Annotated in this window: 29 protein-coding genes, 1 pseudogene and 1 other annotated feature; of the genes and pseudogenes, 4 read left to right on the top strand and 26 right to left on the bottom strand. The window is 43.1% G+C overall.

Annotation, left to right across the window (positions count from 1 at the left end; all coding sequences use genetic code 11):
* The 6 genes from safA to ACFX4L_RS01555 all read right to left on the bottom strand — a co-directional run.
* A partial coding sequence (gene safA / locus ACFX4L_RS01530; protein WP_377403691.1) for a SafA/ExsA family spore coat assembly protein occupies window positions 1–1,919 on the bottom strand: 1,919 nt, incomplete at its 3' end.
* A 374-nt stretch (window positions 1,920–2,293) separates the two neighbouring features.
* Entirely contained in the window at window positions 2,294–2,650 is a 357-nt protein-coding gene (locus ACFX4L_RS01535) for a hypothetical protein (protein WP_377381126.1), read from the bottom strand.
* Window positions 2,651–2,789: 139 nt separating this feature from the next.
* A complete protein-coding gene (gene nadA, locus ACFX4L_RS01540) occupies window positions 2,790–3,896 on the bottom strand; it encodes a quinolinate synthase NadA (protein WP_125160049.1) in 1,107 nt (368 codons plus the stop codon).
* Window positions 3,893–4,744, bottom strand: coding sequence for a carboxylating nicotinate-nucleotide diphosphorylase (gene nadC, locus ACFX4L_RS01545; RefSeq protein ID WP_377403694.1), 852 nt, complete (start codon window positions 4,742–4,744; stop codon window positions 3,893–3,895). The genes nadA and nadC overlap by 4 nt, the downstream gene beginning before the upstream one ends.
* A complete protein-coding gene (locus ACFX4L_RS01550; RefSeq protein ID WP_377403858.1) occupies window positions 4,725–5,243 on the bottom strand; it encodes an L-aspartate oxidase in 519 nt (172 codons plus the stop codon). The genes nadC and ACFX4L_RS01550 overlap by 20 nt, the downstream gene beginning before the upstream one ends.
* A 52-nt stretch (window positions 5,244–5,295) precedes the next feature.
* Entirely contained in the window at window positions 5,296–6,309 is a 1,014-nt protein-coding gene (locus ACFX4L_RS01555) for an FAD-dependent oxidoreductase (RefSeq protein ID WP_377403697.1), read from the bottom strand.
* 103 nt (window positions 6,310–6,412) lie between these two features.
* Between ACFX4L_RS01555 and ACFX4L_RS01560 the strand changes: the two genes are divergently transcribed.
* Window positions 6,413–7,540 (top strand): IscS subfamily cysteine desulfurase, encoded by a 1,128-nt coding sequence (locus tag ACFX4L_RS01560; RefSeq protein WP_377403700.1) that lies wholly within the window; start codon window positions 6,413–6,415, stop codon window positions 7,538–7,540.
* A 46-nt stretch (window positions 7,541–7,586) separates the two neighbouring features.
* Window positions 7,587–8,120 carry a transcription repressor NadR gene (locus ACFX4L_RS01565; protein WP_061466154.1) on the top strand — a complete coding sequence of 178 codons (534 nt, stop codon included), beginning with the start codon at window positions 7,587–7,589 and terminating at the stop codon, window positions 8,118–8,120.
* A gap of 191 nt (window positions 8,121–8,311) precedes the next feature.
* Here the strand turns inward: ACFX4L_RS01565 and ACFX4L_RS01570 are convergent, their stop codons facing one another.
* From ACFX4L_RS01570 to ACFX4L_RS01620, 11 genes are all read right to left on the bottom strand, one after another.
* On the bottom strand, window positions 8,312–8,461 hold the full coding sequence (locus ACFX4L_RS01570; protein ID WP_284470107.1) for a DUF6944 family repetitive protein: 150 nt from the start codon (window positions 8,459–8,461) through the stop codon (window positions 8,312–8,314).
* A gap of 392 nt (window positions 8,462–8,853) precedes the next feature.
* Window positions 8,854–9,729: a prephenate dehydratase gene (gene pheA, locus ACFX4L_RS01575; protein ID WP_089361654.1), complete on the bottom strand. Its 876-nt coding sequence runs from the start codon at window positions 9,727–9,729 to the stop codon at window positions 8,854–8,856.
* Between the two features lie 132 nt (window positions 9,730–9,861).
* Window positions 9,862–10,311 carry an ACT domain-containing protein gene (locus ACFX4L_RS01580; protein WP_061464241.1) on the bottom strand — a complete coding sequence of 150 codons (450 nt, stop codon included), beginning with the start codon at window positions 10,309–10,311 and terminating at the stop codon, window positions 9,862–9,864.
* 40 nt (window positions 10,312–10,351) lie between these two features.
* Entirely contained in the window at window positions 10,352–11,641 is a 1,290-nt protein-coding gene (gene obgE, locus ACFX4L_RS01585; protein WP_061464242.1) for a GTPase ObgE, read from the bottom strand.
* A 48-nt stretch (window positions 11,642–11,689) separates the two neighbouring features.
* A complete protein-coding gene (locus ACFX4L_RS01590; protein WP_377403703.1) occupies window positions 11,690–12,235 on the bottom strand; it encodes a Spo0B C-terminal domain-containing protein in 546 nt (181 codons plus the stop codon).
* Window positions 12,236–12,780: 545 nt separating this feature from the next.
* Complete coding sequence (rpmA, locus tag ACFX4L_RS01595; protein WP_230154959.1) at window positions 12,781–13,071, bottom strand: 50S ribosomal protein L27; 291 nt, start codon at window positions 13,069–13,071, stop codon at window positions 12,781–12,783.
* A gap of 12 nt (window positions 13,072–13,083) precedes the next feature.
* Complete coding sequence (locus ACFX4L_RS01600; RefSeq protein WP_061464244.1) at window positions 13,084–13,416, bottom strand: ribosomal-processing cysteine protease Prp; 333 nt, start codon at window positions 13,414–13,416, stop codon at window positions 13,084–13,086.
* A 13-nt stretch (window positions 13,417–13,429) separates the two neighbouring features.
* Window positions 13,430–13,738, bottom strand: a complete 309-nt coding sequence (gene rplU, locus ACFX4L_RS01605; protein ID WP_034308849.1) for a 50S ribosomal protein L21 — start codon at window positions 13,736–13,738, stop codon at window positions 13,430–13,432.
* 13 nt (window positions 13,739–13,751) lie between these two features.
* Window positions 13,752–13,835, bottom strand: a sequence feature (ribosomal protein L21 leader region).
* A 76-nt stretch (window positions 13,836–13,911) separates the two neighbouring features.
* Entirely contained in the window at window positions 13,912–15,381 is a 1,470-nt protein-coding gene (locus ACFX4L_RS01610) for an Rne/Rng family ribonuclease (protein WP_377381139.1), read from the bottom strand.
* 41 nt (window positions 15,382–15,422) lie between these two features.
* The gene (locus ACFX4L_RS01615; RefSeq protein WP_061464246.1) at window positions 15,423–16,289 is read right to left on the bottom strand and encodes a M50 family metallopeptidase; all 867 of its coding nucleotides are present in this window, start codon (window positions 16,287–16,289) and stop codon (window positions 15,423–15,425) included.
* Complete coding sequence (locus ACFX4L_RS01620) at window positions 16,282–17,031, bottom strand: M23 family metallopeptidase (RefSeq protein WP_089361657.1); 750 nt, start codon at window positions 17,029–17,031, stop codon at window positions 16,282–16,284. Before ACFX4L_RS01620 ends, ACFX4L_RS01615 begins: the two co-directional genes overlap by 8 nt.
* Before the next feature lie 284 nt (window positions 17,032–17,315).
* Here ACFX4L_RS01620 and ACFX4L_RS01625 point away from each other — a divergent pair, with 284 nt between their 5' ends.
* The gene (locus ACFX4L_RS01625; RefSeq protein ID WP_053347157.1) at window positions 17,316–17,759 is read left to right on the top strand and encodes a S1 domain-containing RNA-binding protein; all 444 of its coding nucleotides are present in this window, start codon (window positions 17,316–17,318) and stop codon (window positions 17,757–17,759) included.
* A 144-nt stretch (window positions 17,760–17,903) separates the two neighbouring features.
* Here ACFX4L_RS01625 and minD read toward each other — a convergent pair whose 3' ends face one another.
* The 9 genes from minD to ACFX4L_RS01670 all read right to left on the bottom strand — a co-directional run bounded on the left by minD (window position 17,904) and on the right by ACFX4L_RS01670 (window position 25,760).
* Window positions 17,904–18,707 (bottom strand): septum site-determining protein MinD, encoded by an 804-nt coding sequence (gene minD / locus ACFX4L_RS01630; RefSeq protein WP_317776867.1) that lies wholly within the window; start codon window positions 18,705–18,707, stop codon window positions 17,904–17,906.
* Between the two features lie 2 nt (window positions 18,708–18,709).
* Entirely contained in the window at window positions 18,710–19,393 is a 684-nt protein-coding gene (minC, locus tag ACFX4L_RS01635; protein WP_089361660.1) for a septum site-determining protein MinC, read from the bottom strand.
* A gap of 116 nt (window positions 19,394–19,509) precedes the next feature.
* Window positions 19,510–20,028, bottom strand: a complete 519-nt coding sequence (mreD, locus tag ACFX4L_RS01640; protein ID WP_377403706.1) for a rod shape-determining protein MreD — start codon at window positions 20,026–20,028, stop codon at window positions 19,510–19,512.
* On the bottom strand, window positions 20,025–20,897 hold the full coding sequence (gene mreC / locus ACFX4L_RS01645) for a rod shape-determining protein MreC (RefSeq protein WP_284470101.1): 873 nt from the start codon (window positions 20,895–20,897) through the stop codon (window positions 20,025–20,027). The genes mreD and mreC overlap by 4 nt, the downstream gene beginning before the upstream one ends.
* Before the next feature lie 182 nt (window positions 20,898–21,079).
* The gene (locus ACFX4L_RS01650; RefSeq protein WP_061464254.1) at window positions 21,080–22,099 is read right to left on the bottom strand and encodes a rod shape-determining protein; all 1,020 of its coding nucleotides are present in this window, start codon (window positions 22,097–22,099) and stop codon (window positions 21,080–21,082) included.
* A 147-nt stretch (window positions 22,100–22,246) separates the two neighbouring features.
* Window positions 22,247–22,921, bottom strand: a complete 675-nt coding sequence (radC, locus tag ACFX4L_RS01655) for a RadC family protein (RefSeq protein WP_377381146.1) — start codon at window positions 22,919–22,921, stop codon at window positions 22,247–22,249.
* 48 nt (window positions 22,922–22,969) lie between these two features.
* Window positions 22,970–23,539 (bottom strand): Maf family protein, encoded by a 570-nt coding sequence (locus ACFX4L_RS01660; RefSeq protein ID WP_377381149.1) that lies wholly within the window; start codon window positions 23,537–23,539, stop codon window positions 22,970–22,972.
* Window positions 23,540–23,734: 195 nt separating this feature from the next.
* Complete coding sequence (locus ACFX4L_RS01665; protein WP_377381152.1) at window positions 23,735–24,700, bottom strand: hypothetical protein; 966 nt, start codon at window positions 24,698–24,700, stop codon at window positions 23,735–23,737.
* Between the two features lie 307 nt (window positions 24,701–25,007).
* A complete protein-coding gene (locus ACFX4L_RS01670; protein ID WP_318681323.1) occupies window positions 25,008–25,760 on the bottom strand; it encodes a prepilin peptidase in 753 nt (250 codons plus the stop codon).
* A gap of 517 nt (window positions 25,761–26,277) precedes the next feature.
* Between ACFX4L_RS01670 and ACFX4L_RS01675 the strand changes: the two are divergent.
* Window positions 26,278–26,590: pseudogene (locus ACFX4L_RS01675) on the top strand (transposase); the annotation flags it as partial.
* Between the last annotated feature and the right edge of the window lie 4 nt (window positions 26,591–26,594).

The raw sequence follows: 26,594 nt of genomic DNA on the forward strand, positions 1-26,594 counted from the left end.
CTTCCTTGATGGCCTCCCGTCATCCCTGAATGGCTTCCTTGATGACCTTCCATCATCCCTGGATGGCTTCCTTGATGGCCTCCCGTCATCCCTGAATGGCTTCCTTGATGACCTTCCATCATCCCTGGATGGCTTCCTTGATGACCTTCCATCATGCCTGAATGGCTTCCTTGATGACTTCCCATCATGCCTGAATGGCTTCCTTGATGACTTCCCATCATGCCTGAATGGCTTCCTTGATGACCTTCCATCATGCCTGAATGGCCTCCTTGATGACTTCCCATCATGCCTGAATGGCTTCCTTGATGACCTCCCGTCATGCCTGAGTGGCTTCCTTGATGACTTCCCATCATGCCTGAATGGCCTCCTTGATGACCTTCCATCATGCCTGAGTGGCCTCCTTGATGACCTTCCATCATCCCTGAATGGCTTCCTTGATGACCTTCCATCATCCCTGAATGGCCTCCTTGATGACCTCCCATCATGCCTGAGTGGCTTCCTTGATGACCTCCCATCATCCATGGTTGACCTCCACCTTGGCCACCTATCATCATGCCTGGATGGCTTCCACTTTGACCGCCCATCATCATGCTTGGATCACTTCCACTTTGACCGCCTATCACCATACTTGGATCGCCTCCACTTTGACCGCCCATCATCATACTTGGATCGCCTCCACTTTGACCGCCCATCATCATGCCTGGATCGCTACCACTTTGACCGCCATATTGTTGGACTTGAGCCGATTCTTCTGACTCTGCTTCATATTGATGCTGCATCTCTATTTTTTTGTTTCCTTGATACTGCCCTTTCACATCCGGCCCATAAGTTCCTAGTACCCCCTTATTACAGCCGCAATCTTCTTCACCGACTGTCTGGGTATACTGCTGAGGAAAGTTATGGTGATCATTTGAAGAAGACGATTCCACTGATGGCCCATACTCTTGTTGCATATATGAACCTGCTACTTGAGCTTGTTGATTCATCCCCCCATAAAAATGATGCGGAACCGGTGCTGAGGCTTGATAAGGATAATGTTGCTGGCCTGCTGGATTCATACTTGCCCCTTGAACGAATCCTTGCCCCATCGTTTGCATGTCAGGAGATTCTCCCCAAACATCAGAACTTTCTTCCAACATTTGATAACCTTGTGGGGCCGGCTGGTACCCTTGAGCACCTTGATATGGGGCTTGCATCCCTTGCATCTGCATATACGCCCATGGAGGCGGCTGAATACAATAACCGCTTCCAGGCATGATTGGCGTTACTGGAATACAATCATCCACCGGCTCACAATATTCCTGTTCTGGCTGGACAGCAGGCTTTTTCTTCTTCTTTTTAGTGACTGCCTGCACTTCTTTTTTCTTTGGTAAAGGTGGTGGTGCAGGAGGCTTCTGTACACTCATATTGGTCATGTTGACCATATAATAATTATTGATATCGATTTCCGGAATCACCGGCATCGGTACTGGTACTTCTTTTGGAACGATTATTTGCTTTTCTTTAATGATTGGCTTTGGCTGAACGATCTGCTGCTCCTTCTTAGCTGGCTGTTGAAAGATTTTCTGCTCTTTTACTGGTTTTTGAACGATTGGTTGTTCTTTAACCGGCTGTTGAAATTTCGGCTGTTCTTTTACTGGATGTTTTTGCATAATTTGCTGCTCTTTCATAGGTGCAGGCTGTGCTTGATACGGTTGAATTTGGGATTCTTTCATTCCCTGTTGAATATTCACGTTTGGTTTAACCGTTTCTTTTATTACAGCTCCGGATGTCCCTGGTATTTTAATTTTCATTCCGGGCATCATCATGTCCGGGTTGCTCAATTGCGTGTTAACTTTTTTAAGTTCTTCAAAACTGACGCCATATTTTTTGGCGAGTTTCCAAAGCGTATCGCCTTTTTGGACTATATGAATTTTCACGCTGTTAACCCCTCCTGTGCATATGTCCATATATTCTATGATGCAGTGGGTGAATTGCTATTATTTTTATCATGAAAACTTATGCGTGAAAAAGGACTTTTATGATTGGAACCAATGATTTAGGAATATGAAAGGTACTTTTTTGAAGAAGAAAAAATCGATATGGCATCTCGGAAAAAGGATATTCTTCTCTCTTAGGACCTGCCTTATTAACAGGATCGATAATTAGAAAGGAACCATTGCATTCATCCTAAAAAAAGGATTCGTCAGGAATCCATCATGAAAGAAACGCTTCCTTCAACCTGTCTAAACGAAAGGGAAATCCTGGTATAAGAAAGTAAATGACCTAAAGCTGTGGGTCCAGGTAACTTTTCTTACATTCTGGGAGGAATATTAGTGGAAGAAAGGACAGCTCGAACGTGGAGGACAAAAGGGGTAAAGGTATGGCCGGAATCGGTTTGGCAATCATCTTGTTCGTGATGCTCCTGGCGGTAATCCAAGCGAATTGCTAGGCAGCTTGAATTCCACAGATTTGGATATACTTCTATTTTAAAACCAAAAAGAATGCTGGCAAAAGGAGTTTTATCTAAATGGTAAAACAAATTTGACTGAGATGGAAGATGCGAGACTCCCGGGAAAAGTGCGTCCATGGAAGTCCCCACAGGCGCAAAGAGTGCCCAGGTCGGACCGTCCGCGGAAAGCGAGTGCCCTGCGTTCCAATCAACGTTCAAATTTTACAAACCCCAAAAAAAAAACTGTAGACACACTCAATTATTTATCGAGTTTGTCTACAGTCTGAGGGGGGGCTTCTGCCCTCCCTTTCTTATGTTATGAAAAGTCTTTTTCAATTTTATTATTGAAAGGATTAACTTAAACACGTTCAAGCATTCGGTTCAAAGCTAGTATGGCATTATCCGCAATGCCCTTCTCGACTTTTATCGGATTAATGATAATACCTTCTTCAATTGATTCAAGCGCCCAAAGCAAGTGAGGCAAATCAATCCGGTTCATCGTAAGGCATGGACACATATTCGGATTTAACGAGATGATGTTCTTGTCAGGGTTATTGGCGATAAGCCGTTTGACAAGGTTCATTTCCGTGCCGATTGCCCAAGAACTACCTGGTTCGGCCTTTTCTATCATATTAATGATGTACGATGTCGAACCCGCATAATCCGACAGGGCGACTACCTCACGGCGACATTCGGGATGAACGATGATATTCATTTCCGGCTGCTCCGCTCGAAGCGTTTCAATATTCGCCGTCGTGAAATTTTCATGGACCGAACAATGCCCTTTCCAAAGAAGTACCTTCAGATCTTCGAGTTCCCCTTCATAGATCAATTCGTCCTTATGAGGATCCCAGACAGCCATTTCGTTTAATGGAATGCCAAGGTCAAAGGCTGTATTCCTCCCAAGATGCTGATCGGGAAGAAACAGGATCCGTTCTTTTTGCGAGAGGGCCCACGATACCATCCCTTGTGCATTTGAAGAAGTCACCGTCGCCCCGCCATTTTTCCCTACAAAAGCTTTGATGGCCGCAGTCGAATTAACATAAGTGAGCGGAAGGATCGTATCGCCAAATAATTCCTGAAGCTTTGTCCAGGCCCGTTCGGTTTGTTCAATATCCGCCATATCTGCCATTGAACAGCCTGCACGCATGTCAGGAAGGATGACCGTCTGCCCTTCTTCAGTCAAAATATCGGCAGTTTCAGCCATGAAATGTACGCCACAAAACACGATATAATCCGCTTCGCGATTTTCGGCGGAAAGCTGTGCCAACTGAAGTGAATCTCCCGTTACATCCGAAAATTGAATGACTTCCTCCCGTTGATAATGATGACCTGGGATATAAAGCCGCTTTCCCATTCGGTTCTTAATGTCATGGACCCGATTTTCCATATCTTCCATTGTCATCGTCTTATATTTTTCAGGCAATACATTCCCTGCCGTACTAGCCATCTCCAATATGTTCATTTCAATATCCCCTCACGTTCTTTGACCTTAGCGCTAATATCAAGTGCCCTGACACTGTGAGTCAGACTGCCCAATGAAATATAGTCAACCCCTGTTTCCCGATATGAGGCTAGATTGTCTAAATGAATACCTCCGGAAGCTTCAGTTATGATGTGGGCAGGAACCAATTTGATCAGTTGCTTAATTTCTTCGGGGCTCCGGTTATCGAACATGATGATATCAGCACCGGCTTCCACTGCTTCAAGCACCTGTTCGATTGATTCCGTTTCCACTTCCACTTTAGTGGTATGTCCCAGTTTGGATTTTACCGTTTGAACCGCCTTCGTTATGGACCCAGCGAAAGAAATATGATTATCCTTTATCATGACGGCATCAAACAGGCCATATCGGTGATTGAATGCCCCGCCTGAACGGACCGCATATTTTTCAAGCATCCGCAGGCCAGGTGTAGTTTTCCTCGTATCACAAGCCCTCGTCTTCGTCCCCGCTAATATCTTGGTAGCTTTATGAGCCTGTGTCGCAATGGCGGACATACGCTGTACTAAATTCAAAACCACCCGTTCCCCTTTTAAAAGAGAAGCCATATCGCCGGTCATTCTTGCAAGTTGATGTCCTGGTTCAAAAACTTCGCCATCATGAACAAAAAGGATAACCTCGATTTGCTCATCCAACAATGCAAATCCTGTCTTGATGACGTCACTTCCACTAAAAACTCCGCCTTCTTTTGCAATGAATGTCAAAGTCCCTTGTTCACCTTGATCAAAAATCGTATCACTCGTTACGTCGCATTCACCTATATCTTCCATTAAAAATTGTTGCAGCATCTGCTTAAGCTTCAATATATTCATATAGTCGCCTCCCTTTTACCCGGTTTTTCACATCTGTGCAAGCAAGGATAACCGAATTTTCAAGCCATTGGGAGTCATCTTCGCTTGGATAGTCACTGCGGAAATGACCGCCCCTGCTTTCCGTTCTGGTCAATGCGGATTCGGCAATCAGCCATGCCACGATTGTGGCATTGATATTCGTTATCTCTTTTATCGATAATCCCGTTACTTCCATATGCAGCAATTTTTCGATATTGAATGTCTCAAGATAATCCTTCAGTCGAGTTAAACCTGCTTCATTTCGAACGATTCCTGCTTCGTTCATTAATTTTCCCTGCAATGTCGCGAGATCAGGTAAAATGGTAAAATGGCAGGAACCTTTGGACTGCTCTTTTTCTTCCGGTATCGACCTTGCTGGCATGTTAGCTAGCAATTGACCAAGCGCATTTCCAAAAACCAGCCCTTCGAGTAGGGAGTTGCTGGCCAATCGGTTCGCCCCATGTACACCAGTGCATGCCACTTCACCAACTGCATACAAAGAAGGGACAGAGGTTCTCCCCCATTCGTCGACTTCAATCCCCCCCCATCAGGAAATGGTTTCCAGGCGCTACAGGGATTTTCCCGAATTTAAGGTCCAGCCCGCTTTTTTCACATAATGAGCTCACTGTCGGAAAACGCTTCTTAAAATCCTTAATCATTGAAATATCCAAAAATACCTTTTCTCCGCGCTGTAAATAAGAAAAAATCGTCTGTGCCACAATATGCCTTGGAGCCAGATCTTTCATGGCATGGACATCCTCCATGATCGGTCTTCCCATTTCAGTCACTAACCTTGCACCATCCCCGCGGACCGCTTCTGAAACCAGCCCTTCCGCTTTACCATTTATAAAAAGCAGGGTCGGATGAAACTGTATGAATTCCATGTCACGAACTTTTGCACCGGCCTTGAATGCAAGTGCGATTCCATCTCCTGAAACCGTTTGTGAATTTGAAGTGAAATGGTATAGGGAACCACAGCCGCCAGTTGCCAACACTGTTCGTTCCGCGTGGTACGTTACAAGTTTCCCAGCCTTATCAAGAGTTTTGACGCCTATGCAAGAATCATCTTTTCCGATAATCAACTCCACTGCTGCCGCATTCTCGACCACAGTAATCAAAGAGTTTTTCAAACACCCTATTAGATGTTCCATGATGTACTTTCCTGTAGAATCCCCATGACTATGAAGGATTCTCCTTTCACTGTGGGCACCCTCCATGCCAAGCATGAGGGTACCATCATGATCATGGTCAAATTGCATGCCGGAACGAATAAGTTCAGCTATCACCGAAGGGGCCTCTTCGACGAGTATTTCCACTGCCTTTTCCTTGTTATAACGCTGACCAGCCTCCAGCGTATCTTTTTTATGATAGGATACTCTGTCACGATCAGATATTGCAGCTGCAATCCCGCCCTGTGCTAAATAGGAATTACTATGGCGGATCTTTGATTTTGTGATGAGTATCACATGCTTATGTTTACTTGCTTCCAATGCCGTTTTCAAGGCAGCAATCCCGCTACCTATAACGATGATTCCCGCTTTTACCATTATTTCATTCCTCCTGTTTATGACAGGTGTCTTGACAACTATATTTACATATTATTAAACTATTATCAAGAGTTTTTTAAGATTACAAGATAGAGGTGATTTCTTGATTTATTTGGATTATGCAGCCACAACGCCGATTGATGATGAGGCACTCGACGTATTCAGCCAAGCATCCCGGAAGTTTTTCGGGAATGCGAGCAGTTTGCATGATATTGGCTCTGAAGCGGCACGTTTATTGGATATGTCACGGCAGCAACTAGCAGAAATGCTGAACATAAAAAAGGAAGGAATCATCTTTACGAGCGGCGGGTCAGAAAGCAACATGCTTGCCATTGATACATTCATCGCATCAAAACCATCCTGGCAGAACCACTTGATTGTAAGCCGAACTGAACATGCATCAATTGCCAATTTTGTCGCAAAGCTTGAACATGAAGGCTTCGAGGTTACGTATTTACGGCATTTGGAAGATGGCCGAGTTGATATTGAACATCTACAGGAATGTTTGTCGGAGAAAACTTGCTTGGTCATCGTCCAACATGTGAATTCAGAAATCGGGGTCATTCAACCCATTGAGCAAATAAGTAAAATCGTTCGAAGACACCATGCTTTCTTGCATGTGGATTGTGTCCAATCATTTGCTAAATTGCCGCTTGGGAAGTTATCTGCCTTATGTGATGGATTATCAGTTTCCAGTCATAAAGTTTATGGTCCAAAAGGGACTGGAGCCGCCATTTTCCCGGCCATCCATCGGTTGAAGGCTTCAGTACCTAATATCACTCATGAATATGGTTTCCGGCCAGGGACAGTGGACGTCCCCGGTATAGCTTCCTTCGTAACGGCTGCAAAGAAATTAGGGGATATCATGGAAGATGAACGGAAACGGATTTCCATGCTTAGGGTGCAATTGATCGAGCGGCTTACGGAAAAGAAAGTCGATTTTCAAATCATCGATGCGAAGGACAAGCAATTGCCCCACATTCTGGCACTGACCTTTGCTGGATTCCAAGGACAATACATCATGCTGGAATTAAACCAGAAGGGATTTGCTGTATCGACGGGAAGCGCCTGTCAAATCGGTAAACAGGATCCTTCAAAAACAATGATGGCCATTGGGAAAAGCGAAGATGAAGCACATCAATTCGTCCGTTTTTCATTTGGTAAAAATACAACGGCCGACGACATTCACAAGTTGGCAGACTGTCTCGAAGGAATAGCTTCCATTCGATAAACCCCTCCATTCTATGGTAGAATGTTTGTTAATAAAGAGGTGAATGATTATGGAAAGAAAGAAATTACTCGGGGAAGAAAGACGGACGAAACTCTTACATTTATTGCAAACAAGCGATCAGCCAGTAACAGGCAGCGAGCTTTCGCAAATCACGAATGTAAGCCGGCAGGTTATCGTTGGTGACATAACGCTCCTGAAAGCACGGAATGAACCTATCATTGCCACGAGCCAGGGCTATATGTACTTACAAACGGGGAGCACCCAAAAGCCGGAAAGGATAATTGCTTGCCAGCATGATCCTTCACGGGCCCAAGAAGAGTTATTTTTACTCGTGGATATCGGCATCACGGTGAAAGATGTCAAAATCGAGCACCCCGTATACGGCGACCTGACCGCTTCCATCATGGTCAGCAGCCGTAAAGAAGTCCAGCAATTCCTCTCTAAGGTGACGGCAACGAACGCATCTTTTTTATCGGAACTAACGAGCGGCATCCATCTCCATACACTGAGTGCATCATCAGAAGAACTACTTGATGAAGCGGAAGGTGCATTGAGGGATGCCGGCATTTTGGTCGATTGAAAAAATGAAAATCCTCAAAAGCCACATCTTTTGAGGATTTTTTATTGGCTCCGCACTCTCCATCCTAGATTCTCAATTGCCCTAAAAGACTAATGATGGAGCCTACCGCCTGTACCCAGCCTCCTATCCCTTGTATTAATTCACCATTCGATGGCTTCTCTTCCAAATGGGATATTGATATTTCTGCATTTTCAGATGCGCTGAAGTTCATTACCAATCAAATCTAAGTTTTTTGCGAAATTCTTCGTCCAAGGTAATGAATGGTGGACCTTAACAGTAGAAATGACGGTTCCAATCGCTTGAGTCCAAGAACCGAACGTTTCTTCGAATTGCCTATCCATCTCTGCTTACCATCATCCTATCATGCATGTTTGGATATTTTTCCAGTATTAAAAATAGGTGCATCCACTGAGGATTAGTCACAAGTTATGTAATCATGTTCCATACAGGTAATCCTCAAATTCCTCTAAAGAATCATCTCCAAAGTGAAAAATAATGAATTCCTTCATCGCTCTCCATTATATATATATTCTATAAAATGACAGGCAGCCATTTTAAGAACTTATACACAAGAAAAAGCCCCGGAAATAATCCCGGGGCACCTTTCTTGTATAAAGCACAGCTGAGGGTTGTACCATTTATCACTTAGGAAATCGATGATGCAAACTTCCAGCCTTGTGTACCCAGGAAAAATCGTTTACCGTCGCTTTAAGCGTTCAATTTTCCTGGGAAATCATCGTTGCGGTACACCATTTTGGACTCTAAAGCATGAATAGCTTCCCATGATCGAAACCGTACATCCAAGGGCCTCGAGCTCAGAGATCGCTCCTGGAATGAGAACATCGTCAAGGGCCATTTCAATGTCGATGATGAAAAAGTAATTGCCTAATCCTGTTTTCATGGGTCTTGATTCAATCTTGGAAAGATTAAGCTTCCTCCAGGAAAAAGCGGATAGGACTTGGTGAAGCTGCCCTGAGTGGTCGGCAGGCAGCTGAATCATCAGGGTCGTTTTCTTGTTCCCTTCAACGGTCAAATGCCCTTCATAGTCGACTTCACTGTTGGATACAACAATAAACTTGGTGTGATTATGTTCGTAATCGTGAATGTTTTCTTCCACAATCGTCAAACCATACTCCGCTGCAGCCATATCATTTGCAATCGCAGCAATATTGATATCGGGATTCTCCATCACCATTTTTGCAGCGGCTGCAGTGGATGTGACATACTCATATGGAATGCCCCTTAGTTCTTTATGGAGGAATTTGCGGCATTGAGCGATGGCATGGGAATGCGAATAAACCATGTCCGGTTTGAAACCAGGATATGCATGATCCGGATGCACCATATAATGCTGTTGAATTGGGATCGTCACTTCCCCTTTCATCGGTAATGTGACTTCATGGACTAAGTAATCCATCGTAATATTTACCGATCCCTCCAAAGCATTCTCGATCGGTACGAGCGCGTGATTCACTTCCCCGTCCCGGACAGCATCAAGGCAGTCTGGAATCGTGTTCATCGGCATTTTTATATCATTAGGAAATAGTCGCGAAACAGCTAAATCCGTGAACGTTGCTTTTGGTCCAAGAAATGCAATTTTTGATGTCATATTATAAACTCCTTTTCACGGAAAATCTATTGTTTATGTTATGCCATTTTCTGATTTTTTACAATAGTTAATCGATAAATCATCCTCTTACAAATAAAAACAGCCTGTACATTTGAAATGTACAGGCTGTTTTCATGCGCCGTTCCCAATAATTTCGACTTTTTCGACGAACTCCATTTTACGCAATTTAGTAAGCAGTTCATCAATATCCATAGTCATCCCACCCGTGTTCAGAGATAGGGTAACATTGGCACGACCCTGCAAAGGAATCGTTTGGTGGATAGTCATGATGTTGCAACCGGATGAGGCGACGAGCCGTAAGAGCTCCGATAGAGTACCAGAACGATCCTCGAGGTAGAAGAACAGTGTAATCAGCTTTTCTTTAACAACAGTATGAAACGGAAATACCGTGTCACGGTATTTGTAAAAAGCACTCCTGCTTAGGTCCACTCGCTGTACCGCTTCCCAAACTGATTCTGCTTTTCCCCGTTCAATCATTTCTTTTGCATCCAGCGTTTTTTTCATCGCTTCGGGAAGGACATCCTCCCGAACGAGGAAAAATTTCTGATCGGCCTTATTCAAACTCCGCACGCCTCCTTTTGCCTGCCATCATGGTCTTCAATCAATCAACAAATTCAAATTCATATTCAAGGATACGGACGATATCGCCATTTGTTGCACCTTTTTGACGAAGGCCTTCGTCGACTCCGAATGAACGAAGCTGTCTAGCGAAACGACGTATGGACTCATCACGGGTAAAGTCAGTCATTTTGAATAGACGTTCGATCTTGAATCCTGATACGGCAAAGCTGCCATCGGATTCGCGTTCAATGTTAAATTCATCCGACTGTGAAGTATGTTTATAAAGAACCCGGTGGATTCCAGTATTCTCTTCTTCATGATCAAGAGGGAACTCAGGCGTTTCTTCGATTTTATCAGCAATTGCATAAAGAAGCTCACGGATTCCTTCACGCGTTACGGCAGAAATCGGGAAAACAGGATAGTCTTCTTCCAGCTTTTCTTTGAATGCTGCTAAATTATCTGCTGAGTCCGGCATATCCATTTTACTTGCTACAATGATTTGCGGACGTTCAGTCAAGCGCAGGTTATACTCTTCCAACTCTTTATTGATTGTTTGGTAGTCTTCATATGGATCCCTGCCTTCAAGACCCGACATATCGATTACATGAACGATTACTCTCGTTCTTTCAATATGGCGCAGGAATTGATGTCCAAGGCCCACTCCTTCTGAAGCGCCTTCGATCAAACCCGGTAAATCGGCCATGACGAAGCTGCGGTGATCTTCCGTTTCCACCATTCCGAGGTTAGGAACGATCGTTGTGAAATGATATTCGGCAATTTTAGGTCTTGCTGCGGATACGACAGAAAGCAAAGTGGATTTCCCTACACTTGGGAAACCAACCAAACCGACATCAGCCAACAGTTTCAATTCCATGATTATATCGCGCTCTTGGCCCGGTTCACCGTTCTCCGCGATTTCAGGTGCAGGATTGGCAGGTGTAGCAAAACGGGAATTTCCCCGGCCTCCACGGCCACCCTTTGCGATAATGGCGCGCTGCCCGTGCTCAACTAAATCAGCAATGACTTCCTTCGTTTTTTCATCAATGACAACCGTGCCTGGTGGAACTTTGATGACCATATCCTTTGCGGCCGCACCATGCATGTTTTTGGACATGCCATGTTCCCCGCGGGGTGCCTTAAAGTGACGTTGATAACGGAAATCCATTAACGTACGCAAGCCCTCTTCCACTTCAAAAACGACATTTGCCCCATTACCGCCATCTCCGCCGGCAGGTCCGCCTTTTGGTATGAATTTCTCACGACGATAAGCAACTATTCCGTTACCACCGTCTCCGCCTTTTATATAGACTTTCGTTTGATCGACAAACATGCTATCACTTCCTTGTTTTCTGCAAGTCATTTCTTGCTGTATACTTCTCTAAAAGTTAATATCCATCTTAAAAAATATTTCATCCTCATTACATTCGAGAATTTCAATTGATTGCTCGGCCGTTAATGAACTTTCCAAAAACTCCCTCACTGCGGATTGATCAATGAACCTGCCTTGCATTTGAAATGCACAGCGCATATCGCTCACTTCTTTTTCTTTTTTACTCATAGAAACAGCTAGTATATTTTCAAAAAACGGGTCCAGATTCTTATCCAGAATTTTAAAGAAATCGTTCGTCCAGCGATACATCAGCTCGTCCATTTCAGCAGAGCCTTCAAAAATATCAATGATTTCATATTCGCAATAAAATGATCCATTATTCCAATTCGACGTCAACAACATCTCGGTGAACTTAGGTAAATTCAAACTGGAGAGGCGTGCTTCATTCTGGGTTTCAACAATGATTTCATCAATGATGCCCTTGACACGATCAATTCTGTTCAGCTCCAGATCCCCTTTGATGATTTGAATTTTATTCAGCCAGTCATGCCTGGTTTGACGAAGAGTTTCAATAGTCGTCCAATTTTTTTCCATTATAAACACCTTCAATTATGATAAAGAAACTTTTTTCAGCTCTATCATGTTGAATACTTCCATTTGTACAGTATATCAAAAAAACGACAAACAGGAAATGAAGCTCGATTCACATGCCTTCACATGAAAGCCCCCGTCCAAAAAATACAGCCGCACACCCTGAGTTCTTTGGACGATGGTAGAGCCGTTTGAACTAAAAAAGAGAATGGGCCTTATTTATGCACCAATTGGAGATATTATAGTTGAATTGGACTGTCTATTCGGTTTAATCAAATGGGAAGGATGAGTGACCTTGGATTTTCCCCCCTGAAAGTTTAAGAAAGCCCGCCGATTGGCGAGCCTTTTGTAAGTCAGAGGTTGTTTTCCTTATACTAATGACTAAAGTCTCCTGCAAAATGCTGGTTATTAATCGTTCCTATAGTATAAATAAAGGGCCAGACCCCTTCTTCACTATATAGCATACCATTATTAAAAATGACGCGGTATATAGTGTCTCGTAGAAGGAATCAGACCCTTTTGAGTCAGCCTCTGTTCAAAGATGCCAATTATGCTTCTTGTGCAACTGGATATACGCTTACTTTTTTACGGTCACGTCCGAAACGTTCGAATTTAACAACACCGTCTACTTTAGCGAATAGAGTATCGTCTCCACCACGGCCTACGTTCTCACCAGGATAGATTTTTGTTCCGCGTTGACGGTAAAGGATAGAACCACCAGATACGAATTGACCATCTGCACGCTTAGCGCCAAGACGCTTAGATTGAGAGTCACGTCCGTTCTTTGTAGAACCTACTCCTTTTTTCGAAGCGAAGAACTGAAGATTTAATCTTAACATTTGTTCCACCTCCTATTGGTTGAGGATAATTTTCATGTATTTACCATAATCACGTTCGATGGTTTGCAGCGATATGAGCATACTGTTCAAAAGCAGCTGAACCTTCTCTTCCGATTCCGGCGAAAGATTCCCCGGAATGACGCAGCGAAGATAGCCGCCTTCCCTACCTTGCTCAATCTCAGGCTCTACGTCCGTTAAGGACATGATCGCATTGACTGCCCCAAAGGAAACAGCCGATACACCTGCACAAACGATATCAGAACCTTTTTTAGCAAAATTAGCATGTCCGCTTAAGGTGAACGAAGTAATCCGTTCCTGCGGAGCATCAAAGACAACTTTAATCATCTAGAATCAGCCCTTACGCGTTGATTGCTTCGATAACAACTTTTGTGTATGGTTGACGATGACCTTGTTTTTTACGATTGTTTTTCTTCGCTTTGTATTTGAAAACAGTGATTTTCTTTTGCTTACCTTGTTTTTCGACAGTACCTGTTACAGTAGCGCCTTCAACTAGTGGAGCACCGACTTTCACGTCTTCGCCACCTACGAATAAAACTTTGTCAAATGTAACAGTTTCGCCTGCTTCTGCGTTTAATTTTTCAATGTAAACCGCTTCGCCAGCTGCTACTTTAATTTGTTTACCGCCAGTTTCGATAATTGCGTACATACTTGCACCTCCTTAAATGTCTCAGACTCGCCAATCACAGGCGTTTTACCAGAAAGGCAAAAGCTTAGGACCTGTTGTTGAGCGGTTGTAGCACGGGTGCTACAAACATAACATTAAAATCCTAACATGAAACCGGAATGGCTGTCAATATATTTGTGAGATTTACCCTTTCTTCATTCGAAAGCCCGCCCGATTTCCTGTATACTCCCGAAGCGCTTGATGGAATAGGCATTCCTGGGACCTGGGATAAAAGATAGGAATAACTTTTTAGCGATCAATTCCTCCAGTGTCTGCCGGTATGATTCCTTTTCACCAAGCAGCACGTCCGCCACCGTTTTACTGACCTCCACCCAAACCGCTTCATCATCCGTCTTCCGATGTTCAAGCAATTCACGTTCCAAGCGGAAGGCCACCGTTTCCGGGCTCTCGATTTTACCGATACCACTGCACACGGGGCAAGGCACCGTCATCATTTCAGTTAAAGATGGGGATGTTCGCTTTCTCGTCATTTGTAAAATGCCCAGTTCCGTAAAGCCGATGACCTGGACCCGCTTCTCATCCCTCGCCGCTTCCTTTTTGACGATGTCGATGATTTCTTGCGCATGTCGTGATTGGTCCATATTGATGAAATCTATCAAAATGATTCCGCTGATATTCCTCAATCTCAGTTGACGGGCGACCTCTTTCGCCGCAGCCTGATTCACCGCAAACAATGTTGCTTCCTTCGCCACCTTACCGGTGAACTTACCTGAATTGACATCGATTACGGTGAAAGCTTCCGTTTCTTCAAAAATTAAATATCCGCCATTATCAAGCCAGACGATTTTCTTGGCCATTTTCTCGACTTGCGCTTCCACATTCCATTCAGAAAAAATATTCTTGCCAGATACATGGGATATTTCCCACTCCTTACGGTTTTCCTGTACCCATTTTTTCAATTCCTGATAGGCCTCGAAATCATCGATGGCAAGTTCTCCGGCAGCCGTTCCCGACATTTCAGAAATGATCATATCAAGGTATGTGTCCCTCTCATATAGAAGGGACGGGGCCTTGAGGGACGCAGCTTTAATTTCAAGTCCTTTATAGAGCTCCCGCAATATAGTTAACCTATCCAGGAAGACCGTTTCACTTTCGTTCTCCATCGAGGTGCGGACAATCAATCCCTCATCTGGCTTTTTATATTGTAAGGCCGTTTCCCGCCACTGCTTATGCAAATCATCATTTTTGAATTTCTTTGAAACGCCAGCATAATCTATTCCATGTATGTATACGAGGGAATCCGTTGAAAACTCGATCAGCCCTGTCAATTTAGCACCTTTCGTACCCGTTTCATCCCGGGCCACCTGAACTAGCAGCTTTTCTCCTTGACGGACATATTGACCGATTGATGCTTTCCCATCGCTTTTTTTTGTCAGCTGGTAAGAGGGAATCTCGTCACGGTGTAAAAAGCCATTCTTCTCTGCACCGTAATCAATGAAGACGGCATCCATACCCGGTAACACCTTCGTCACTTTCCCAAGATAAATATTACCGACCGTACTGCGCTTTTGAGGCGGCATGATTTCAAGTTTACGTAAAACACCATTCTCAAGTACGGCCACTCTTTTTTCGCGTGAAGCTAGGTTCGCGATCATCTTTTTCATCAAAAAAATCCTCTCCTCAATTTGAAGAAAGGATAACATATTTAATAAGAATATAATAGGTCGCCGATTTTCCCGTTTGTCATTTTCTCGGAAAAATAGGCATGAAGGATTTCCGTTTCATCCAACGAACCGCTTTCTTTCCCGTTTTTCATGATGATGACGGGGTGTTTACATCCGCGTTGGAACAGTTCCAGCACTTTATAAATCGGTTCTTGTGAATCCACCGAAATCGGCTTCAGTTTCGCCAAATCATTCGTATGCCCGTAATGGCGCTGCAAAAGAAAGCGGATAAACGCATAATACCGCTGCCGCCATTCCATGACGAGCGACAGACTTATGAAAAAGATGATGAGCCAGATGTTCAAATTGAGCGGATCAAGAATGAGCCAGGTCAAAAAAGCCAGGACAGCGAATGCTGCAGAAAAATGAAGTGTATGTTTCTGCGCTTCAAGAAAGGTACAGTATAGGGAAACACCGATGAAGAGCAGCCGTCCCCCGTCCAATGGCCAGATTGGCAGCAAATTAAAAACCAGCAGCATAAGATTCATATACAAAAAGGGCTGATACAGTTCATAGGAAATAATAGAAAAGAAATAGAGCAAAAAGGCTGCACCAATGAGCCAAACATGTTGAAGCGGACCGGCGAGCACCACCGCCAAATCCTCCTTCAAACTCTTATTTCCATACTCCTCAGTCTCGACAGCCCCACCAAAAGGAAGCAGCTGGATTGACTTTATCCGCCATTTGAAGTGCTGGGCACAGACGGCATGCCCCATCTCATGAATGAAGACAATGAGCAGCAGCATCATCACTTCAACGAAATGAGCAGTGAGGATGGCGATGCCAATGACAAACCACAATGTCGGATGCACCCTGATTTTAAACAGTAATTTCCCATATTCACTCAAATCGAATCACCTTTTTAGGATTGACGAAAGCGTCATTTTCTTTTATCGCTAAATAAAACCTGCCCTTGGATCCATCTTCACTTACTGTAACCTGTCCGACTTCATTGCCCTTTTTAACGAACTCGTACAACTTCACATCAATACCTTCCAGCTGCCCATACCAAGATTCACTTTTATTGGCATGCTGAATGACGACCGTCTTTCCAATCCCCTCCTTTTCACCGGCAAAAATGACTACCCCTTCATTAACGGCCTCAACCTTTGAGCCTTTGCTCGTTTCCAATATGATTCCCTCACCGTTCGTCTCGAAGGTTTGGGTAATCTTCGCAGAAGCTGGCATTGCATATTCTTCATTCGAATCAACAGTTTCCTTACCTGCTTCATTCGGTAAAAAAGCAATTGGTTTACCAAACGCACTTTCGTACCAATTGGAGATTGAAGCGAACTGAAATTCCTTGCTCATGTTCTCCGTGACAAAACTTCTGGCAGGGTCAAGCCGCACAGAAGGGTGTTTGAACATCACCGCGATAATCAGGAACAGGCATACACTGGCAAGGACTTTAAAGAAAAAATATTCTTTCTTGAAGAGCGGATGATCTTTCTCGGAATACCCGTTAAATGAATCAACCCCATATGGTTCCTCATTATTGATCTCCGTCCAACTACTGCTTCCTGCCGGTTTATCATTAAACTTACGTCTCTTGGCGATACGATTGCGGATATCTTTCCTCCGATCATCCATTCCAGATTCTCCCCCCTGTTCATGTCAAAGCGCTATATTACAACGTATGAGCAACTTGTCCTGACTATGACGGAGAAAAGTTTTTCTTTCCGGACATGCCCAGGATTTATAAAGCGAAAAAAAATTTTTGAAGGAAAAATCCACCGGAAACTAATGAATTCCTCAGGCAATTTGGGCATCGATTCAGATAATCGAATAATTGAGGAAAAAATCCAATTGATATTGTTCCCATTAATTTGTTATAATAAAGTGGTTTTAACATTATTGAGGGGGAACGTTTTTTTATGTCAATCGAAATAGGCAGCAAAGTACAAGGTAAAGTAACAGGTATCACTAATTTTGGAGCATTCGTAGAATTACCAGGAGGCTCAACAGGTCTTGTGCATATCAGTGAGGTAGCAGATAGCTATGTAAAAGACGTAAATGACCATCTTAAAGTAGGCGACCAAATTGAAGTAAAAGTGATTAGTGAGAAAGACGGAAAAACTGCCTTGTCCATCAAAAAGGCTATAGATAAACCCGAAGGGCAAACCTCTTCTTATACCAAACGCCCACCACGCCAAGGGGATAGCCGTTCTAAAGATTTTCGTTCAAAAGGTAATTTCCAACCAAAGGAAAATTTCGAAGATAAAATGGTTCGCTTTTTAAAGACTAGTGAAGAAAATTTATCGACTCTTAAACGCAGCACCGAATCAAAACGCGGCGGCAGAGGCGGAAGACGCGGATAACCCGCACATTCCAGCATATAGATAAGGCAAGCCAGGATATGGCTTGCCTTTTTTATTTATTATGATGGGAATACCCAATAGTTCCATGCAGCAAAAGAAGCGAATGCATAAAATGCTCCCGCTTCTTAATATGGAATATAGAATTTACCGCACGCTAAAGAATTTTTTCAATTTGGACATGAAGCCTTTCGGTTCTGCGCCAATTGGAGTCAAGGGTACAGATTCGCCAAGGATCCTTCTGGCAATGTTCCGATAGGCAAGTGAGACTCTATTGTCCGGGTTATAGGCAATGGGTTCCTTTTTATTCGCTGCCACAATGACTTGGTCATCATCAGGAATGACGCCGATCAAATCAATTTTAAGAAAATCGGCAACTCCATCGATATCCATTTCTTCATCCTCATGAAGTAAATGGCCGCGTATCCGGTTGATGATCAATTGAGGCGGTTCAATATGCTCTTCTTTTTCAAGCAGGCCAATAATACGGTCTGCATCCCTGACAGCCGGTCTCTCTGCAGTCGTAACGATGATCGCCTTGTCCGCCCCAGCGATGGCATTCCTGAAGCCCTGTTCAATGCCTGCAGGGCAATCAATGATGACATAATCATAATCAGGCTTCATATCGCTTATGAGTTTCCTCATCTGCTCTTCATTCACCGCTGATTTATCACTATTTTGTGGAGCTGGAAGCAAATACAGCAGATCCTCGAAATGTTTATCTTTAATAAGCGCTTGGTGTACCTTACAGCGCCCCTCTACAACATCGACCAAATCATAGATGATGCGATTTTCCAATCCCATGATCACATCCAGGTTCCGAAGACCAATATCCGTATCAATCAAGCAAACCTTTTTGCCTAGAAGAGCTAAAGATGTTCCTAAATTGGCGGAGGTGGTCGTTTTCCCGACACCACCCTTACCGGATGTTATAACTATTGCCTCTCCCACGATTAGAGACCCCCTTCTAATCTATTTAAATTAGGTCTATATTTCTTTAAAACTTGCAGTTTTTCTATAATGATATTTTCTTCTTCATCCATGAAGGCACATTCCAAGTCATGTCCCCATTTCGTATATTGGTCAGGAGATAAATTCACTTGTCCAGCAATGCGCAGCTGGGCAGGCTTCATGACAGAGGCAGCTATTATGGCCTCATTATTCCCTTTATATCCGGCATGGGCTATTCCCTTTAGCTGACCCATGATATATATGTTGCCGCCCGCACGAACCGTTCCGTCGGGGTTGACATCGCCAATTAGAAGTAAATCACCAGGGACTTCAAAAACCTGTCCCGACCTGATCACCTTGGTCACGGTCGTCACTTGGTTTTCATCTTTCCAGCGTCTCGCTTCTTCCTTCGTCAGGACATTCGAAATCATCTCATCAACGAAAAGCTTCTTCTTTTTATGGATGACCTCTTTAATCTTTTCTTCTTGTTTTTCATCAAGATAGCGGTTCCCTGTATGTACTTTTACGGAAATGGACGGGTCATTTTCTTGAAACTGATAGTTTGCCGAAAGCTTCACTTCTAACTCTTTCAATAACTCGGAAAATGAGCAAGAATCATCGAGATGAAGCATAAACCCGTCTTTTGTTCCCTTAATCATGACATTTTGCTGAATTCTTTTATTCATGACGTTAGTTTCACCTCAATGAAATATAATTCGACATAGGAAAACAAATTTCCTTTTTCTACGTACACGGAAAAGAGAAAATACATTCTCGACCTGCTTTGTAAGACACAGGAACGTTAATCCGTTTCTCCTTGCAAATCAAGCTTTTCAAACATTCTTTTTAAAGGATAGCAGCTGATAATAATGAATGCGAGGTTCAATAATAATGTCGGCAGCAATCTGCGTTCCGCAAATTCACCGAATCCCATATCTGCAAAAGAAAGGATGACATTCATCTGAAAGATGACAACCTCTAACACTGCCGTGAACAAAAGCGCCGTCAGGCAGGAAACCAATAAACTATTTTGCAGGATTTTCATGCATTTCGATATCAGATATGCAAGAAAAGGCAGCAGGAACATGTAAATCCCCAGGATTTCCGTATACACGACATCATAAGTCAACCCAAGAATCGCTCCATAAAGCATACCCATTTTCCTGGATCCGTACATGGTCAGGAAAAAGACGAAAATCATCATGAAATGGGGAACGAGGATTTTATCGGACCCGAATGCATCACCAGCGAATATCTGGGCGAAGATGCTTTCAAAAACGAAAAAAAACAAGGCTATAAAAGAAAGGATGAAATATCTCACTTAGCTTCATCCTCCCCATCACTTTCTTTCAGTACACCGCCCACTTCACGCTGAACGACCATTACATTATTAATATCATAAAAATCCGTCGAAGGTTCAATATATGCGGTTTGGTTCAATCCATATTGATCCACTTTGACATCGACAACCTTCCCGATCAGCAAACCTTTCGGAAAGATCCCTCCATAACCTGAAGTGATGACCAATGAATTTTTCTTGATTTTTTTATCATAAGGTATCCGTTTCATCAGTAAAAGGTTCTTCTTATCATCGAAGCCTTCAATCAAGCCATATGCTTTATCATCACCTTGAACGATGGCAGAGACACGGTTGGCTTTATCTATCGAACTTAAGAGTTGAACCGAAGCCGTGAAATCCGTCGCTGTTTTCACCTTACCGACTAACCCTTTGGAGGTGATGACAGCCATATTTTTTTCTACCCCATTACGCTTCCCTTTATTAATCGTCAGCATTTCATGCCAGCGGTCAGGATTACGTCCAATGACCGTCGCCTGAGTGGGTGAATACTTCCGCAGGTCATCTTCTTTTTTGAGGTTATCGCGAAGGTCTTCATTTTCTTGTTTTAAATCTTGGACTTGGGTTTTCAATAATACATATTCATCCAAGCGGGCTTTCAATTTTTTGTTTTCATCGTATGTATTTTGAAGGTCTTTTAAGCCCCCTACAAAACCTGTTATACCCGATACTGGCTTATTAAACACATTTCCGACCCAGCCTGTCGTATCTTTCAGGAATTGCTCCGGCCATGTCAACTCTTCTCTCTCTCTTAATGAAAAACCGATCAATGCCACGAGAACGATAATACTAACGAGCAAGAGAAGGAGCTTTTTATTAAAAAACTGTGGCATGATAATTGCACCTCTATATCTAAAATATATAAAATCTAAAATCATCTAAAATTTACACAATCGTCTTGTTCATACAGACCAAAAAAACAGCTATAAATGATTATAATTAAACAGATAAACATAAGAAAAACCGGCTCAAAATTGCACCTTTTGTTGAGCCGGCCCTATTTGAGAAGTAATGCTTATCGCGAATCTCTTGATTTAGTCTTGAACAAATGAATGTGGTCCAATGCTTTACCCGTTCCGATTGCAACACAATCCAGCGGATTTTCAGCGATGATCACCGGCATTTGCGTTTCTTCACTGATGACTTTATCCAAATTGCGCAGCAAAGCACCCCCGCCTGTCAGCACAATGCCTCTGTCCATGATGTCAGCTGCTAATTCAGGTGGTGTTTTCTCTAGAGTGTTTTTCACGGAATCCACAATTGCAGAAACTGTGTCGCTTAATGCCTTGGATATTTCCTCAGCTGTAATTTCGATCGTTTTCGGTAGTCCAGTCAATAGGTCACGGCCGCGAATTTCCATGTTATCTACGCCTTCCGTGTCTCCAGCAGAACCAATTTCCATTTTGATGGCCTCAGCAGTACGCTCACCGATCATCAAATTGTAGTTCTTACGGATGTAAACGATAATGGCATCATCCATTTCATCACCGGCAATACGGATGGATTGGCTTGTTACGATTCCGCCAAGGGAAATGATCGCCACCTCCGTTGTTCCACCGCCAATATCAACGACCATGCTGCCTGTAGGCTCCCAAACAGGAAGGTCAGCCCCGATCGCTGCTGCAAACGGTTCTTCGATAGGATATGCATCACGGGCTCCAGCTTGTCTAGCTGCATCGATGACTGCGCGCTGCTCAACTGCCGTAATTCCGGAAGGCACACAAATCATGACATATGGCTTATTACCGAATACGCCCTTCTTTTGAGCTTCCTTCATATAGTACTTCATCATGGTAGCCGTCGTTTCATAATCGGCAATCACTCCATCCTTCATAGGACGAAGGGCAACCACGTTACCAGGTGTACGGCCGATCATGTTTTTCGCATCGTTTCCGACTGCAACGATTTGCTTTGTATCTGTTTGCACAGCTACAACCGATGGTTCACGTACTGCGATTCCTCTTCCTTTCACATATACAAGCGTATTCGCCGTTCCTAAATCAATCCCTATATCTCTAGCGCCAATTCCAAACATTATGGTATCTCCCTTTCGTAAACAAAAATGCCTTTTATAAGTTCAAATAATAATTTGTCGTTTTTTGACAATAAGAGTTTTGAAAAAGTTTCCTCTTTTAAAAATCATAAACAATATTATATCGTATCGTCAAAAATTTTGATAGTGTCATAAATAACCTTTTTCCTTCAAACTAACATATTTATGTTCCCCGATAATGATATGGTCCAATACTTCAATCCCGATTATTTTACCACATTCGACTAATCTTTTCGTCACTTCAATATCTTCTCTGCTGGGAGAGGGGTCTCCGGAGGGGTGGTTATGAAGACAGATGATAGAGGCAGCGGACCTTCTGAAAGCTTCTTTAAAAACCTCACGCGGATGAACGATTGAGGCATTGAGGCTGCCGATGAAGACCGTAGTTTTTTGAAGCACTTGATTTTTCGTATTTAAATAGAGACAGACAAAATGTTCCTGTGACAAAAACCGCATTTCTTCCATGCAATAATTGGCTCCATCTTCAGGAGATCGAATCACATAACGGTCTTGATCATTCAATTTGTTAATCCTCCTGCCAAGTTCGACAGAGGCCAGTATTTGAATCGCTTTCGCTTCACCAATCCCTTTAATCACCGTCAGTTCTTCCACTGAGGCTTCTTTTAGCAGACGCAGGCCCTTGAAGGAATTGATGAGCCTGCCCGATAGTTGCAGAACGGATTCTTCCTTTGATCCCGTCCTCAATAACAGAGCAAGCAATTCTTGATTGGATAGACTTTGCGGTCCGTCCTGCAGAAACCTTTCGCGCGGCCTCTCTTCTTTCGGGTAATCCCGCATCAACATTTTTGATCCACCCTTTCTTGGAAAAGGGAGATGCCAGAGGGAAATCGTTTATGCTAAGTCTGCCTGCATCGCTTTAAGTTCACGGGCCAGTCTTGAGACCGGAAGCCCGACGACAGAGAAATAGTCCCCTTTGATTTGTTTGACGAGAAGAGATCCATATCCTTGAATCCCATAGCCGCCAGCTTTGTCAAAAGGTTCCCCGCTATCCAGATAACGTTCGATTTCAGCTTCTGGCAGCTCCCAAAATGTCACTTCCGTCTTTTCTGCGAATACTCTGCGATGCTTTCCGAATAGGATGGCGACACCTGTGTATACTTCGTGTGTCCGTCCTGATAACATCTCCAGCATTCTTTTTCCATCTGCCCGGCTTGCCGGCTTCCCCAATATCTCACCATCAAGGACAACAACGGTATCCGAGCCGATTACCCAGTTTTCCTGAAATTTCGCCGCGATGGCTTCCGCTTTACGGGAGGCCAGGTCTTTCACCGCAGCATCCGGACACATGTTTTCATCAATACTTTCATCGACATTGGAATTCATGCTTTCAAAGGGGATTTGAAGAAATTGTAGAAGTTCTTTACGACGTGGTGATGAAGAAGCTAAAATCAATGGCTGCATAATTAAAAAGTCACCTTTCTTTACTAGGGAGATACATATCTATCCTATCAAATAATGGTCCAATCCACAATTATTGTTTACTAGGAATCGACAAATGCCCGAAAGTATTTCCCGGAAAATAAAAAAAGGTGTCAGCAGATAGTTTCATATTGGGAGCCTGTCCCATTAGGTAGCTCCCCTTTTCTTTACTTAACTTTATATATTTTGGTAATTCAATAAAAAATCAAGAAGACTTTCTTGAGCCTGAAATAGCTTTTCTTCGTTTAGGGAAGTCTCATATTCGTTAATCGACTTTGCCGCAGCCGTCAGGTCATCGTTCATTTTTGAAAACTTCGGTGATAATTGCCCTCCCTTCAGTTCATCCAGGTTTTTTTTCAGGGTTTCTTCGTTTACCGTCCCCTCCTTTCCGCGAAGCTTTGTTGCAGATATTTCTGCCAATGATGTATATACTGCCTTCATCTTGTCAAGGGTTTTCTCTTCTTCCTGGCTTGTCCCAGCCGCTTCAAAATTGATTTCCTTCCAATATACGTCTACATCATAAGACTTTAAGAATAAGGCCAGCTCCTTACTTGCAGTGAGACTCTCTGCCGATCCCAGGAATAAATAATAGCTGTCTTCCAATTTGAAAATTTCAGCTGGAACCTGCTTTTCCATGATTTTCTTTTGGATTTGCCTTGCCGCATCCTCGCTGCTGAATACACCACCCTGTACAAGAAACGTCTTTAGCTGGGTTCCTGGTTCATTTGCTGCCACTTTTTTATCTTCAACAGTGGCTCCCTTTGGAATCGAGGTCCCGACCGAAGAAACTGCGGCTTTTTCCTTTGTAATCGTTTTAACGGCGATCAAGCCAAGAATCGATCCAAAAAACACTGCACACATGACAGCGATCATGAATGCCTTGATCGGTCTATTATCCGGGCTTTTCAGCGAACTAGTCCCAAAACCGATTAGCTTCGGCATTTTCTTCTTTGGCGGTGAGGGAATCAATACAATCTTGTTTTCATTTGAATCCTCAGGGAGTATCCATTCGAAACTCTCATCTGGCTGTTCCAGCTCCTCACTCGCCGCCTCTTGGCTTTCCATCTTATTTTTATCCGCAAATACTTTTTCTTCCCCATTTATTTTAATCGTGACGCCTTTGCTTTTTTCCGTCTTGCCCAATTTTTTTCCTCCCCTCCAGATCATTTTTTTCATCCTAACATAGAGGCAAAAAAAAATAACAAGACTTTTGTCGTCTTGTCATTAATAGGTTTCGTCAAATTTCCCTATTCATATCGAGTTAAACAAAAAGGAACTTCAAGGCACTGGTGCTTCTGGTCCATGAACCGTTTAATAACGCCATACACCAATTACATATATACCTCTTCCATGTCATCTTCACTTGAAGCCAAATGGGGATAGTTCCCTACTCCTCATTGTTCAGGTGTTTTTTGACAAATTACTCTTGAACTGGGATGGTCCTTTAAGCTCATCTTAGAAAAGTTACATACCAATGTAAAAGGGAATCGCCCCAAAAATAAGCAGTCAAAGTCCCCAAAACGATATATGGCCCGAAAGGAATCAGTGTTTTCTTTTTTAGAACCCCGGTTAGCAACCCGATGATTCCAAGGAATGCACCATAAAAGCACGCAAAAAGAAACGATAGCAGGACCATCTTCATTCCCAGTACAAAGCCAATCACTGCAAATAGTTTGATATCACCGCCCCCCATGCCCCCCTTACTCACCACAGCGATTAATAGCAGCAGGCTAAAGCCAATCGCTGCCCCGACAATTGAATCCCACCATGGTGACAGCGGAAATGAAACTCTTAGAACCGTAAAAATCGCCATAAAGAAAAGCAGTATTTTATCGGGAATGAGCATATAGGCTACATCAGACACGAAGATGATCATAAATAATGAAATCAATGTCCAGCCAACCCAGAGTTCGTCCGACCAGCCAAGAAATATGGGAGCTGAGGCAAACAAAACACCGGTCAGCATTTCCACTGACGGATAGAGGGGGGAAATCCTTGCTTTACAGCCCAGGCATTTTCCGTATTGCATCATATAAGAAATAACCGGTATCAACTCGAAGAATGTCAATGTACGCCCACAAGAAGGGCAAGCAGAGCGCCGATTCGCAAATGAATTACCCGCTGGAACACTTAAACCGACGACGTTAAAGAATGAGCCTAAAATTAAGCCCAAGACGAAGAGATAGATATGGATAGCCATCATTTATACAAAGTGCACGAGGATTCGATTGCTTTTCTTTGAAACCCTAATATAAAAGTCCCTTCCGCTATATAATAATCACTTGGTTTCTTCATGATTTTTCATTCCTCCCGTCATTTTAATAAGTATTCATCCTACTATTCATCAGTCATATAGATTCAATATATAAACATATTTTAACAAAAATACTTGGTGAATTGTTATCAATCACTCTATTAGAGTTTTTTCTTTTCAAGAGACTCTGTTAACAAGAGAAAAGGACCTTTGAAAAGATCCTTTTCCAGACTGTAGACAAACTCTCGATGAAAATAGAGCTTGTCTACCAGTTTTTTAGGGGTTTGTGCAATTGGAACGTAGGGCACTCCCTTTGCGCCTGCGGGGTCTCCCATGGACTCGCTTTTCTAAGCAGGAGTCTCGTACACCCGCTCCAATCAACTTTGTTTTAACTTATAGATAGAGCCCTTTTGCCTAAAGTCTTTAATGTTCTAAAATAGACTTAATAAAACTTGAGGTGATGAGGATGCTTTCTAAATATGATCCTATTAAGCGTGACCAACTTGAAATGATTACTTTAAATCAACTGGTGCCTGCGAACCATTTGGTTCGTAAAATTGAGGCTGCCATTGACTTCACTTTCATTTATGATTTGTTGAAAGTTTTGTATTCAGAGATAGGACGCCCAAGTATTGATCTAGACTTTCATTCAATATAACTTCGGTATTCGTTCAATGCGTAAAACAATTGAAGAAGTTGAAACAAATATGGCTTACCGTTGGTTCTTAGGCTTTGGTTTCCATGATAAAGTGCCTCATTTCTCAACATTCGGGAAAAATAATT

It is taken from the genome of Peribacillus sp. YIM B13482 (assembly GCF_042787975.1).
Lineage (GTDB): Bacteria > Bacillota > Bacilli > Bacillales > DSM-1321 > Peribacillus > Peribacillus simplex_A.